At 42.5% G+C, this 14184-nt stretch carries 10 protein-coding genes; 9 read left to right on the top strand and 1 reads right to left on the bottom strand.

What is annotated here, in order from left to right:
* Positions 1-100: 100 nt before the first annotated feature.
* A complete protein-coding gene (locus KYK27_RS13040; protein WP_199110486.1) occupies positions 101-1090 on the bottom strand; it encodes a polysaccharide deacetylase family protein in 990 nt (329 codons plus the stop codon).
* A gap of 330 nt (positions 1091-1420) precedes the next feature.
* Between KYK27_RS13040 and KYK27_RS13035 the strand changes: the two genes are divergently transcribed.
* The 9 genes from KYK27_RS13035 (at position 1421) to KYK27_RS12995 (ending at position 13597) form a co-directional block, all read left to right on the top strand.
* Complete coding sequence (locus KYK27_RS13035) at positions 1421-2635, top strand: glycosyltransferase family 4 protein (RefSeq protein WP_199110485.1); 1215 nt, start codon at positions 1421-1423, stop codon at positions 2633-2635.
* A 366-nt stretch (positions 2636-3001) separates the two neighbouring features.
* A complete protein-coding gene (locus tag KYK27_RS13030; RefSeq protein ID WP_199110484.1) occupies positions 3002-3766 on the top strand; it encodes a polysaccharide biosynthesis/export family protein in 765 nt (254 codons plus the stop codon).
* Positions 3767-3769: 3 nt separating this feature from the next.
* Positions 3770-6142: a GumC family protein gene (locus KYK27_RS13025; RefSeq protein ID WP_199110483.1), complete on the top strand. Its 2373-nt coding sequence runs from the start codon at positions 3770-3772 to the stop codon at positions 6140-6142.
* Positions 6143-6222: 80 nt separating this feature from the next.
* Positions 6223-7749, top strand: a complete 1527-nt coding sequence (locus KYK27_RS13020; protein WP_199110482.1) for a lipopolysaccharide biosynthesis protein — start codon at positions 6223-6225, stop codon at positions 7747-7749.
* Positions 7750-7836: 87 nt separating this feature from the next.
* The gene (locus KYK27_RS13015; protein WP_199110481.1) at positions 7837-9162 is read left to right on the top strand and encodes an O-antigen ligase family protein; all 1326 of its coding nucleotides are present in this window, start codon (positions 7837-7839) and stop codon (positions 9160-9162) included.
* Between the two features lie 37 nt (positions 9163-9199).
* Positions 9200-10135, top strand: coding sequence for a nucleotide-diphospho-sugar transferase (locus KYK27_RS13010; protein ID WP_199110480.1), 936 nt, complete (start codon positions 9200-9202; stop codon positions 10133-10135).
* A 19-nt stretch (positions 10136-10154) separates the two neighbouring features.
* Positions 10155-11000 (top strand): glycosyltransferase family 2 protein, encoded by an 846-nt coding sequence (locus KYK27_RS13005; RefSeq protein WP_199110479.1) that lies wholly within the window; start codon positions 10155-10157, stop codon positions 10998-11000.
* Positions 11000-12277 (top strand): glycosyl hydrolase, encoded by a 1278-nt coding sequence (locus KYK27_RS13000; RefSeq protein ID WP_233150428.1) that lies wholly within the window; start codon positions 11000-11002, stop codon positions 12275-12277. The genes KYK27_RS13005 and KYK27_RS13000 overlap by 1 nt, the downstream gene beginning before the upstream one ends.
* A 156-nt stretch (positions 12278-12433) precedes the next feature.
* Positions 12434-13597: a glycosyltransferase family 61 protein gene (locus KYK27_RS12995; RefSeq protein WP_199110478.1), complete on the top strand. Its 1164-nt coding sequence runs from the start codon at positions 12434-12436 to the stop codon at positions 13595-13597.
* Positions 13598-14184 lie beyond the last annotated feature (587 nt).

Genomic DNA, 14184 nt, shown 5'->3' with positions numbered 1-14184 from the left:
TGTCCAGGGCCTACTCTATAGTTGCTCTCATCATATTACAAACCAGAAAAGGCACCGCTAAACTATAGCAGTGCCTTTATAATTTGTAAATCCAGTCAGGTTATCCTTTTGCTTTAAACTTCTGCAACACCCCTTTCACTTTATCAAGCACATGGTAGTCAGACCTAAAGAAATCGCATTGGCTTTTAAGGTCTTCGTTACCCCAGATAGTAAAGCGGTTTAATGTTAGCAAGTTATCCGGCTCGTATAGCCGCGGACTAAAGTTTTTGGCGTGTTCCACTGTAATTCCCAGCTTAATACCTTCCTGTTTGCAAACCTGTAAAACAGTGTCGTTAAACTCCCCGCAAGGGTACGCTATCGTTACTGGCCGATACCCAACTATATCCGCTATAATATCCTGGGCCTTACCTATTTGTTCTTTTATACCTTCAGCATCGTAATTTATAAGCACGGCATGGTCGCAGGTATGATTTCCGATATGTACCAACGGATGCTGTGCAAACTTTTTCAGTTCTGCAGGGGTAAAGGGCCGGTCTGTATCCCCTACCGGCTTAAAGCACTCCGGGCCATATTTAGCTATGATATAAGCATCTACGGCATCATCGGTCAGGGTTATCAGGTATTTTTTTTCAGCTAAAAGTGCTTCATCCGTCATGCCTGCTTTTTTGCCTTCGCGGTAAGCCACATCCCACCAGAAAGCTTTGTTATGCAGCACATGGTTTGCCGATATAAAGAAAAGTGCAGGCACATTAAATTCTTCAAGTACAGGTATGGCACGCAGGTTATTATAATATCCGTCATCAAACGTAATCATGATATACTTTCTATCCGGCGCAAGCCCCTGCAGCACATCAGCCGGTGAAACAAACGTGTAATCCTTCTCTTTATGGTAGGCAATAAACTGGCGGAATATATCAACTGTTACCTGTTGCTGCGGGTCCGCAATACCTGCTGACAGCTCATTTTTATCTTTAAAAAGCGCATGAAAAAGATACGTATTAAGAGCATTCAATTCTTTAACCGCAGAAAGTACCAGGGGCGCAATCATCACGTCTATCTGCCGTATTGTTTTTCTTAAAGTCGTCTTCATCGGGATAAAAGCTCTGGAGATTCTAAGTACCGCTTTCGGGAGTGTATTTGGAACAAACCAAATAATTTCGATAATATACTTTGTTAGATAAAATTTGGTTTGCTTATAATTTATACGAGGCCGCATCTTTCATGTCATTACTTGCAACTACAGAGGGCTTACTGAAGAATACGAAGAATACGACTCAATTACAGTTTAAACACTAAAAAAGAAATAAATTATTCAAAACCCAGCAACTTTATATAAGTATATGTATCAGTCGGCGCAGCAGTATTGCTGTCCTCTCTTTCCAAGCTTACAATAATAGACTGTTTACGAAATCCCCTACCTATGATGACTGTTGGCGTATGTGGCCCTGTTGACCTTAAACTACTACACTGGGATATACCGAAAAACTCGCTCCCTTTAACAAATACATTTCCGCTTACTTCTTATTTTGTTAACGCACTGCTTAAACGTGGCCACGAGGTTATTGTATACACAAACTCGCCTGACATTACAGAGCCCCAAGTGCTTAAAAGTGGTAAACTGACTGTTTGTGTCAGCAGAGAAAAAAAACAACCCGGACGACGATTTTTCAATTTTGAGGTAGAAGATCTGAAAAGAATGATCAAGGCGCATCCTGCTGAGGTTATCAGTGCCTTCTGGACATATGAATATGCATTGGCTGCATTAGGCTCTGGTATTCCAACTATAGTTAACATACACGATGTAGCCCTCAAGATCCTGCTGAAGCAGTTCGACCCGTTCAGGTTAGTAAGGTGGATGATGAATTACCGGGTAATAAGAAAGTCTGACGTACTGGTTGCCAACTCTGACTATACCTATAAACAACTATCTGCAGCAACAAGGGCCAAAACTATAGTTATCCCTAACTTCTATCCGGATGAGCTCGAAACTATAAAAGCTCCTGGCGGGACAAAGGGCAATTATATAGTTGCTTCTTCAAACGGTTTCACCAAACGCAAGAATATACATCTGGCTTTAGAAGCATTTCAGAAAGCACGAAAAAAATTCCCGGATGTAGCACTGCATTTAGTAGGTGTGGATATGCAAAAGGACGGCCCTGCCAACCAGTATGCACTTTCAAAAGGCTTAGCTAATGGAGTGCGGTTTGTAGGCCCATTACCTAACCTGAAAGTTTTAGAAGAGGTAGCAGGCGCAAAAGTACTGGTATGCCCGTCTATGGAAGAATCGTTTGGGATGGCGCTACTGGAGGCTATGGTTGTAGGCACTGCTGTGATAGGCGGAGAAAAAAGCGGGTTTGTACCAACACTGTTAGATAATGGCAAGGCTGGCATATTATGCGACATTTATTCTCCGGATAGTATGGCCGACGCCATAACAAAGTTGTTAGGCGACGAAGAACTTAGGTTAAACATGGAACAGACTGCCCAACAGTTTGTAAGGAATAACTTTTCTGAAGAGATCGTCCTACGTCAGCACCTGGCGCTAATGTACAAGCTGCTTTCAAAAACAGAACCCACACCTGAAAAGGAATTGATCAAGCCTGAGCTAGAAAGCAAAAAAATTGAGATTTATTAAAGTAATAAACCGTTGGCTGCATCGGTCACACTAACCGGCTTGCTATTTTATAAATCTCAGGTTCTGTTCAGGGAGCCGACAATCTCTTTAGCTGACCTACAATTTGCATTTTAATCATTTTAAAAGAGATGCAGCCCTGCTTTTTCAACAAATTGCCTGAGGGTATCTTTTTGTTTATAAGCAAATAGCAGCCCGACCAAAAAATAACATATTAAAATATTAAACTTATTAAGAACCCTTTTTTAACAAGAGAAGTATATATGCCTGAACTAATAAACAGGGTAGTATAAAAGCCCCGATTTACTCAACTACTGTAATATTTCAGAATATTACTTAACCCTTAACACAACACCCTTACATAAAATCATGAGAAACCTTTTATATTTTCTCTCATTCCTTGTGCTTGTTTCTTCGTGCATGACCAAAAAGGAACTTGTTTACATGCAGAACCCGAACTATAAGGAGACTACACCAACAACACACGCCACTTCTTATTCAGTATATAAGCTACAGCCAAACGATGTACTATCTATTAAAGTGCTGAGCGTAGACCCGGACATGGCCGACATGTTTAACATTGTAAACCCTACAAATGCTTTTGGTATGTCTGATCCTGGCTCTATGTACCTCAGCGGCTATACTCTAGATAATGAGGGCAATGTAAACCTGCCTACGGTTGGTAAACTGAAGATGGAAGGACTTACCACATCACAGGCCCAGGATCTGATCCAGCGTAACCTTAACCGCTATATAACAGACGCTACCGTTGTTGTAAAGCTTATCAGTTTTAAAATAAGCGTTTTAGGAGATGTTAAAGCGCCTGGCCGTTATCATATTTATAACGACCGCGCCAACCTGCTGGAAGGACTAAGTATGGCCGGCGACCTGACCCAGGGAGCCAGCAGACAGAACGTGAAACTGATCAGGCAAAAAGGAGATCAATCTGAGGTTGTACTGTTAGACCTCACCGATCCCAACCTCGTACAATCACAGTATTATTACCTGATGCCAAATGATGTAATTTATGTAGAGCCACGTAAAACACAATTGAGCCGGGAAAACCTGGTGGTTGTGGGTGTAATGCTCAGCATCATCTCTACTGGTGTCTTGTTGCTTAATTATCTGAAATAACCGATGAGAAAAAATAAAAAAAGTCACGAAATAGACTTAAAAAGCTGGTTCTTTAAGTTTAGGTCAAAATGGTATTTATTTGCTGCCTTTGCCCTTATATCGCTTGCAGTTGCTTATGTATATGTTAAAACTTCGCAGCGTGTTTACCAATTCAAAGCCACTCTCCTGCTCGGCGACCAGCAGACCGGATCTAAGAAAGCGCAGGAGCTGTTAGAGGTTTTACAGGTACAAAGCAAAGGTATTAAAGTTGAGGATGAGATTGGTTTAATACAATCTGCTGAAGTAATCAGAGAAGCACTTCAGGGCCTTGACTTTGCGGTAGCATACTATAAGGTATCTGATCATTGGCTGAATAAAATAGGAAACCTGGTGGTGGAGGAACAGTACGAATCTGCTCCTTACACAGTAAACCTGGATACCAATGCACATCAGTTAGTAGATGTTCCTATAGTTGTCCGGTTAGTGGATGACAAAACCTATGAGATCAATATTGAAGCTGAGCATGTGTCGCGCTATAATTTTAAGACGCACAGCGTGGTTGAAGCGATACCGGAAGTAAACTTTAAAAAGCAGCTTAAGTTCGGCGAGCCCTACAAAAGCGAATTCCTGAATTTTACACTGGAGCGTAACAAAGTAGAAGACCTGGCTCCGGGTAAAGAATATTATTTCCTGATCAACAGCCTTGAAAGTCTTGTGAAACAACATCAGGCTTCGTTAGGGGTTGCCCCTATCGAGCGTGAAGCACGTGTGCTGTCCTTATCAACAAAAGGAAGTATACCTGAAAAACAGCTTGCTTTCCTGAATAAGCTGATGGAAACATACGTAGCACGTGACCTGGACGAAAAGAACCTTAATGGTCAGAAAACACTGGAGTTTATAGATAAACAGCTGGCTACGCTAACCGACTCGCTGCGCCAGAGTAAGCAGGCTTTATCATCATTTAGGTCTACGAACCGCATTGCCAATATCGGTGTGCAGTCAAACATCAGCTACGAGAAGCTATCACAACTGGAAGCAGAACGTGCAAAGCTTAACACGGACAAGTCTTATTTTGAAGCGATACTTGACCAGGTGCAGAACGGTAATGGTATCGCGCAGTCTGTATCTCCTACTGTGGCCGGCATCCAGAGTCCGATCATCAATGACCTGTTCCTGCAGTTAGCTGACCTGAATCAGAAAAAGGCAGGCTATAGTGTTACAGCAAGCGCTGAAAACCCAATGCTTCGCAAAATTGAAGGCGAGATAAATAACACCAGAGGCGCTATAGTTGCCAACCTTAAAAACCTGATCCGTTCGGCCGACATTTCCATTAACGATGTTAACCAGCGAATTGGCAAAATTGAAGGAAACCTGGCCTCTTTGCCTGAACACGAGCGTAGACTTATGGACTTACAGAATGAGTCTGAGTTTATAGCTAAGAAATATGACTTCCTGCTGGAAAAACGCAGCGAAGCAGCTATCGCGCTGGCAACTAACACTACCGACAAAAAGATAGTGGATCATGCCTCTATGGTAGGCAACGCCCCGGTTAACGTGAAGCCGAAAATGATCTACCTGCTTGCGCTGCTTATAGGTATGGCTATACCTGCCGGTTTTGTGATATTGATGAACAATGTTGACAACACTGTACAAGGGAAAGATGACCTGAGCAATATTACCAGCATTCCATTCCTGGGTGTAGTGGCACATAGCCCTAAAGCAGATAAGCTTGCCGTACAGAACATGCCACGTTCTGCCATTGCAGAGTCGTTCAGGTCAATACGCATTAACCTGCAGTACCTGATGTCTGACAGTAACTTTAAAGTGATCGGTATTACATCTTCTGTATCAGGTGAAGGCAAAACATTCTGTTCTGTAAACCTTAGTACTGAATTGGCGCTATCGGGCAAGCGTGTAGTGTTGATAGAATCAGACATGCGCAAGCCTACTTTCACGAAGTATTTTAAAGATACTATTAATGTAGGTCTGTCTTCGTACCTGACTGAAGGCCTGCCGTTGCATGAAGTTGTTCAGAAAACACAGAACGAAAACCTGGACATTATACCGTGTGGCGTGATACCTGAAAACGCGCTTCAGTTACTGGAACAGCCAAGAATGCAGCAACTGATAAACCAGCTGAAAGAAGAGTACGACTATGTGGTGATCGACACGCCTCCTATCGGTTTTGTTTCTGAGTATTTTGTACTCATGCGCCACATGGATGTAAACCTGTATGTAGTAAAACACAAATATACCAACCGCGACCTGCTAGCCCAGATAGAAGAACTATATGCTGCTAAAAAGATCAAGAACATCTATACAATTATAAATGACCTTGACTATAGCAACACCTACGAGTATGGCTATAAGCGTAAGGCAGAATACTATTACGTATAGCACGTCAAATTAATAAATACACCAGAAGAGCTGTAGGTTAAACACACCTACAGCTCTATTTACGAGACAGTTTTGAGGGAATGGGACAGAGTTTAGCATCTAAGGCCATCAGCGGCCTAAAGTGGAATACCATATCAACTATAGCGAATGCTGTAATGCAGATAGGGTATACCTCTATCATGGCGAGACTACTAGATCCTGAAGCTTTCGGATTAGTTGCTATCTCTATAATAATACTGCAGTTTGGCGGATACTTCGCCAACATGGGTCTTAACAAAGCCCTTATCCAGATCGATGAGCTGAAGAATGAGCACATACGTGCCGCTTTTACCTCTTCCTTTTTGCTGGGTCTTGTTTTTACAGGCCTGGTATGCGCACTTGCTCCACTGGCTGCCCAGCTTTTCAAAAACCCTGATGTAGCGCCTGTAGTACGCGTAATGTCGCTAACGTTCCTGGTAAATGGTATGTCAGCAACGGCATTTAGTTTACTGGAGCGCAACATGCGTTTTAAAGCCATCAGTATTCTCGAAACAAGCTCCTATGTTATTTCTTACCTGGGTATAGGCGTACTGCTGGCTTACCTGGATTTTGGCGTTTATAGTTTGATAATTGCGTCGCTGTCGCAGGCAACTATAGTTGGACTAAGCTCCTATGCTATAGTTAGACATAACATCATCATGCTTTTTAAATGGAGCGCCTGGAAGCCCCTGTTCAGCTATGGGAGCAAAATGTCTGTAAACAGTTTACTGGAGTGGTTTTCCGCTAGTTTACCTTCTATTCTGATCGGGCGTTTACTTGGCGACTATAAACTGGGTATTTACGACCGGGCCCATAAGCTGGTAAGTTTGCCTATGTACATGCTTACCCGCACCATCTCGAAGGTTATATTCCCGTCTTTCAGTAAAATGCAGGCTGATAATGAAAAGCTGGGTAAAGTTTATCTCTCGAGTATAACACTGGTCATAGCCCTTGTTATACCTGCGTGTGCCGGCATTTTTGTAGCAGCGCCAGAGTTGGTTTATGTGCTGCTCGGCAAACAGTGGGGCGAGTCGGTTCCTATTTTGCAAATCCTTTCTTTTGCGGTTGCCATAAACTTAATAACCATGTTCGCAGGCATTATCTGCGACGCTAAAGCAGCTTTAAATTCTAAGATCGTTCTCAATATCGTTTTTGTATCCGTGCTGGGAATATTAATGTTCTCATTAAAAGGCTTTGGCTTACAGGGATTTGCAATGGCATTTTTGCTGGCAGAACTGGTGCGTACCCTCTTTTATCAGCGGGCAATGCATAAAATTCTGATACTCCCATACAGGCAACAACTATCCGTTTATTTACCCGGGATAATTAATGGTGCTGTAATCGGCGTTTTACTATATCTGTTCAGCTCTTTCTTACGTACTACAGCGCTGGCACCTTTACTTATACTAGTTGCCCAGGTTATAACAGGAGCTATATTGTTAGCAATACTCAGCCTGTTGTTCCCGCACAAGATCCTGAAATCGGAGATACAGGCTATTTTAACTAAAACCGGCCTTTCAGATAAGTTAAGTACACGTTCAGGACGGGCATTTCAACTATACAAGAGTTACATTTTAAACACCAAATAGAACTGACACACTACACCGTAACAATGCGTAAAACGACATGCATAGCTTATAAGGTGAACTATAGTTGCTGTTAAACCAAGTTATACCATGAAACTGAATTACTCCTTTCTTTTTGTAATTCCCCTGGCTCTTATCCTCTTCATGGATAACATGTACATTGAGCTTGCCATGCCTGATAATCCGGTTGGCCAGGAATTGCTGCTTAACACGTTGGTGAAAGGATCAGCTGTGTTATCCATTGTGTACTGCCTGATCTATTTTCAGCGCATGTCAACCTATATGCGGTTTGCCTTCTTTATGCTGCTATTGTATGTGGCAGGCCTCGTTTTCGAATCAAAGTATGTTTACGGGTCGTTTATGGTGTACCCCCACGTGTTCGTGAAGGTGCTCATTTTCTCCTATTCCTTCTTTGTCTATACCTTTTATAAAGCAAACTACTATATCAAGACCAGCCACGTGGTATGGTTCATTCTGATCGGTTTCTGGTTAAATGTATTGCTTATCAAACCACATACGCTCAGTATCTCCGCTTTCACTAACCACGAACGAGGTGTTTATTCTACTTCGGTATACATGCTGGTAGTACCTTTTCTATACTTCATGAGCAACTATTTTTATAAAGGGAAGTTCATGAGCCTTTTCTGGTCCTTTTTTGTACTCTTTGCCATCTTCTTTTTCCAGCACCGTACCGTCTGGATCTCGACAGCTTTCGTGTTGGTGATTTATTACTTCTTTATAAGGTTAAAAACAGACAAGCCTATAAATTTCGTAGCCAAGTTGCTGCCTGTTGGTACTTTAGTCGGTATTCTGGGTGTAATTGCCAGTGGCTTTGTGCTTTCCATTCACCCCGAGATCATCGAAAAAGTACAGGAGAACTTCTCGGATATAGAGAACTATGATAAACAGGGAACAGGTGGCTGGCGCTATATCCAGATCATGTCTTACCTGCCGTTTATACAGGATAACTTCTTTTTCGGAATGCGCTTTGATGGATTTGAGCTACCTATCCAATTCTGGAGAGATGATATTGACGCTCCGGTTTTCGAAGACGGCCACGGCCATCACTTCCATAGTTTTTATTTAGAAATCTTCTTTTATACCGGCTTAGTCGGATTTGGCTTGTACCTGCTTATTGCATTGTACCCTATCGTTCAGGCGTTTAAGAAGCGCGTGCTAACTATAAACCAGATCATGCTGGTTGCGTTTATATGCAGCAGTTTCATATTCTCGATCTCCTATGTGCTTCCTGTTTTCTTCTATGGCATCTTAGGTTGGACTATAGCCGCCATTGAAGTAGAACATGTACCATATGTAAGTTTTATAAAGAATTCCGGGCTACGAATGAAAGCCCGGCGACTTTTTCCTCAACGTACGCTTCCATCAACCGTAGAAGCCACAACTTCTTCTTATTAATAGCAGTAGAAGAATATACTAAAACCCTTATTGATGTATGAATACTTCATTACCGCAAGAACCGCTGCACACTCCGGTGTTGCTGATCATATTTAACAGAGCACACACGACCCAAAAAGTATTTGAACGCATTCGGCAGGTTAAACCTAAAAAACTTTATGTTGCTGCCGACGGCCCCCGCGCCCATGTAGCCACCGATGCTGAAAGATGCGCTGAAACCCGCCGTATAGTGGAACAGGTAGACTGGGATTGTGAAGTAAAAACGCTTTTCCAGGACCAGAACCTGGGTTGTGGTGTAGCTCCCTCCCGCTCTATTTCCTGGCTCTTCGAAAACGAAGAAACAGGCATTATCCTGGAAGATGACTGCATTCCATCGCAAAGCTTTTTCTGGTTTTGCCAGGAGACACTTGAGCGCTATAAGAAAGATACCCGCGTGATGCACATCAGCGGCAATAACTACCTGGATGGCTGGCGCCGCGACTCCGACTACTCGTACTACTTCTCTGATAAAGTGAATAGCTGGGGTTGGGCTACCTGGCGCCGTGCCTGGCAACTATACGACTTTAACCTGGGTAACTATAGCGAGCTAAAGAACAAAGGCTATTTAAACGGCATTTTCCTGAACAAACTGGAAGAAACTTACCGGTTAAGCAAGCTCGAAGAAACGTTTACCAACATACAGAAAGGCGACGTATGGGATTACCAGTGGGAGTTTACAGTGTACAGCAACTCCGGCCTTTGCATTGTTCCGGAAGTAAACCTGGTTCGTAACATAGGCTTCGGCGAGGATGCTACCCACACGTTTAACCTGCATGATAAAAAAGCACAGGTACACGAACAGGAGATCGAGTTTCCGCTCCGCCACCCAAAATTTGTGATCCGGGATGTGGAATCTGATCGCCGCAACTTTAATAAGATGATGCGCGATAAAGCAAGTGCCAAGCTAAAGGCTTTGTTCAACTTCAGTCTTTAACAAAAACTTATTTGATACGATGAAACCTATATATATAGTAATACCAGTTTTCAACAGGAAAGAGCATACCCGGGAATGTTTAAACTCATTAAGGGCACAAACCAACCCAAACTATAAAGTAACTATAGTTGATGACGGCTCTACGGATGGTACCGAAGAAATGCTGAAAACGGAGTTTCCGGAAGTAGACATACTGAAAGGCGACGGCAACCTGTTCTGGACAGCTGGCGTGAATATGGGCTTAAGGCATGCTCTTAAACGAGGATCGGAGCTGTTTATGACCATGAACAACGATGTGGTTACAGACGAACAACTGATCGAGAAAATGATTTACTGGCACAGACAGAAACCGGAAGCCCTGATAGGTGCACTGGAACTGGATGCCTTTACAAAACAGCCTATTTTTGGTGGCGAAAGACTTAACTGGAAACTCAATACCATAGACCAGGTGCTTGCCAAACTGCCAGAATCGAACCGGAAAGGATTGCACGCCGTTACGCACCTGCCCGGCAGGGGCCTCCTTATACCGAAAGTGGTGTTCGAAAAGATAGGCTTATTTGACGAAGACAGGTTCCCGCACTACATTGCTGACTACGACTTTACACACACCGCGCGCAGAGCAGGTTTTGAGCTGTTTGTAAATTATGATGCCAAGTTGCTCACTTACCCGGAAGAAAGCGGCGAGCGCCAGTTGCGTAGCAATAAGAGCCTGAAGAATTATTACAAGCACCTTTTCGACCTGAAAGGAGGCGGCAACCTGAGAGATTTTACCAGATTCACGCTTAAGAACTGCCCAACACCATATATTCCTTATCATTTACTGAACGGGTACACCCGACGACTTTTAGGCTATTTTCTGAAGTAATGCGCAATGCCAATGTAGCTACTGCTGATCGAAGAACTACCCAGTCTGGCAACTATAGTACTATAGTTGCCAGACTGCTGGTGGCTCTTATAGTTATAGTAGCAGGCAGTTACATTGTTGCCACTTATAGTTTCAAGCCTTTTACTACAGATAAGTCGGTTTCTGGGCTGGCTCAGAACTATAGCAAACCTATAGTTATAACAAAAGGCGGCACGTACACCGGCAACTGGGAATCTAACAATGCTGATGTCCCGGCCGTTGATATTCAGACCTCTGAACCGGTCGTGATCATTAACTCCAACATTCGGAGTGCCGGTATTTTAATAAAGAGCTGGTATCACAACGCCGACATAACTATAAAGATCACCAATGGCTATGGCCTCTCTCCTACTCCATATACAGGGTCTGCTAAGACGCGGCGCTTTGTTGCACTGAATGATTTTAAAAACCTGGTAATTGAGAATTGTTACCTGGAAGGCACAGCCGGCATAGGTGTTGGCGATAATTACCGTGGCAATGGCACTCCAGACCAGACGATCAGGATCCGGTATAACCTGGTAAAGAACATAGACGGGAGGGTTTACGCCGGCACGGTGCATTCGCAATTCGTGCAGTTTAACTTTAAGGGAAGCCTGCCTCATGCCGAGATCTCCTGGAACCAGGTGATCAACGAACCTAACCGGTCTTTGGTAGAAGATAACATCAACATCTTCAACTCTCGGGGCACGGCTGCTTCTCCTATCAAAATACACAATAATTATATACAAGGTGCTTACCCGTTATTTGCTGCCGACAGCAGTTTTTCGGGCGGCGGCATTCTGATGGATGGGGATGGCAATTTAAAAACCTGTACGGCTTACGTGGAAGCTTATGAGAACCACCTGGTAAACCTGGGCAACTATAGCATGGGAATAGCCAGCGGAAATAATATCCGTTACCACCACAACAGGGCTATAAATGCTGCAACTTTCGAGGATGGTGAAAAGTTTCTGATGTATACCTCCGGTTTCTGGAGCCTCGACTATTATAAAAAAGGAACAACCTTCTCAAATTCTATTGATAACAATACAATTGGCGTAATGGCGTGGGAATGGCCGGATAACAGGAGAGATTTTTCAGATATAAAAGGAGCTATAGTTGCGGAAAATACGCATATAACCGGCACTATTACCACGCAGCATGAAGCCGCAGAATTTGGCATTTGGCAGCAAAAGCTTAAAGTAAATGCTATCACGCTGGGACCGGTCGGTAAGAACAAACCATTCATCCCTTTTTAACCGGTTACTGAATTATGTATTCCCGGTCAGCAGGAATTTGTATTAAAAACAGAAGCTGAATTGTACACGTAAAAGCTGCAAAAGAAATCAATTGTTAACATAGTTAGTAAACTGACTAAATATTTACACACTTTCTACCCAAGTCTGAGCCCTACAATGAAAACCATACGAGCTGGAATAGCTAAATACAGAGTACTGATATCCAGGAAAGCAACCCAACTGTTACTTGGTAAGTTAAGTGGAAACACACCGGCTACTATAGTTAACTCTGTGGAAGAAGATTTTCACCAGCCTTCTGTTAGCAGGCATGTAAACAGAATCGTAACTATTTCGCCCCCAACTATAGCACAATACCCTTTCCCTGAAAGCTTTCCTGTAAACTTCAGAAGGTCCAAAGCATTCGAAAAGAAGAACATGTATCTGCTGAAAGATGTGAACGTCTCTCCTTTTTCGGGCTTGACCTGGCTTGAGAACAAACATTTCTTAGTTGAAAGCATCGGCTCGCTGTTCAGGTTAATTGGCTGGGATAATGTGTTGCACGAGCCGTTGTTACCTAATAGCAAATTAAAAGAGCAGGATATTATAGTTAGCTGCCCCAACAACCCGTTTTATCACTGGGTATTCGAATCGCTGGGAGGCCTGCTGGTAACGCTGGAGCATTTTCCGGAAGCTAAGGTTATGATACCGGCCAATAGCCCACAGTATTGCAACGATGTATTAAAGCTTATTTTTGACGAAAATACGTATGCCCAGCGAATTATAGTTGCCGATGGGGTAAAGCAGATCTCAAACTTTGCAATGTTCCAGCAGGAGCAGGATGCAGGTTTTATTCATCCCGTAACTATATGCGCACTGCAGAACTTCCGCAATAAGGTGCTAAGCCAGATGCAACTGTCTGTACCTAAAGAGCCCCTGATATACATCTCAAGAAGTAAGACAAAGAACCGGAGCCTGGCAAACGAGGAAGAACTGGAGAAAGCACTGGAGGCTATTGGCTTCACCATTATATATAGTGAGCAACTTTCTTTTGCACAGCAAATTGCTTTATTCTCACAGGCTTCATTTATAGTTGCCCCCCATGGCGCCGGACTTAGTAATATAGTCTGGACAAAAGGCAAAGCACGACTACTGGAGATATTTGCGCATAACCATTTTAATGACTGCTTTGCAAGATTAGCTTCCGGTTTGGGATTCGGATACAGGTATACCCAAGCTGGGCCGCACCCGGGCACATGCGGGCAGGTTAATGTGCAGGAAGTAACTGACCTTGTAGCTGAAATGCTTAAAACAGAAGCACACACTTCGCAGCAGGTAGCTTAAGTAGCTATAGTCTAATCTCTTACATAACAAAGGCTGATCATTAATGATCAGCCTTTGTTATGTAAGAGATTTTTTATTTACAGCCAGCGAAAGGCAGTTCCACCTGTTGCTACAGTCTCATGATCTCCTCTCTCTACAATTTCTGGGTGCTGACTTCAGGCTATAACATAGTATGAAACCTATATTTAATTAGTATATAAACTCTTAAGCTTAGGATAGTTCAACATAGCTTTACATATATAGTTATATTTATATGTACCTATAAAAACATATTAAGCTATATTTCTTTCAATTTATATTCATAATTTTTAATTGACGATACAATAAAATGGAACTCATAGTTTTATTTAAAATAAACAACCAAATAATTACATAAAAATAATATAACTATTTTAATAATATAACATTTCTTGCAACCTTATTTTTTCCGTAAACCTTTATATTTAAGCTCTAAAGCATTTTTTAACACATATAGTGCTTATAAATTTTTAAAGTAATTATAATTTTATTCAGAAATTTGAGAATGGTATTAGCATTTGTAAAATTTTACCTCATATATTTGCAACAACTTATATATGAGCAATTTA

Source organism: Pontibacter populi (assembly GCF_019336435.1).
In the GTDB taxonomy this organism is placed as follows: Bacteria; Bacteroidota; Bacteroidia; order Cytophagales; family Hymenobacteraceae; genus Pontibacter; species Pontibacter humidus.
The sequence above is the reverse complement of the archived record's forward strand: the minus strand, read 5'-3'. Positions and strand labels throughout refer to the sequence as shown.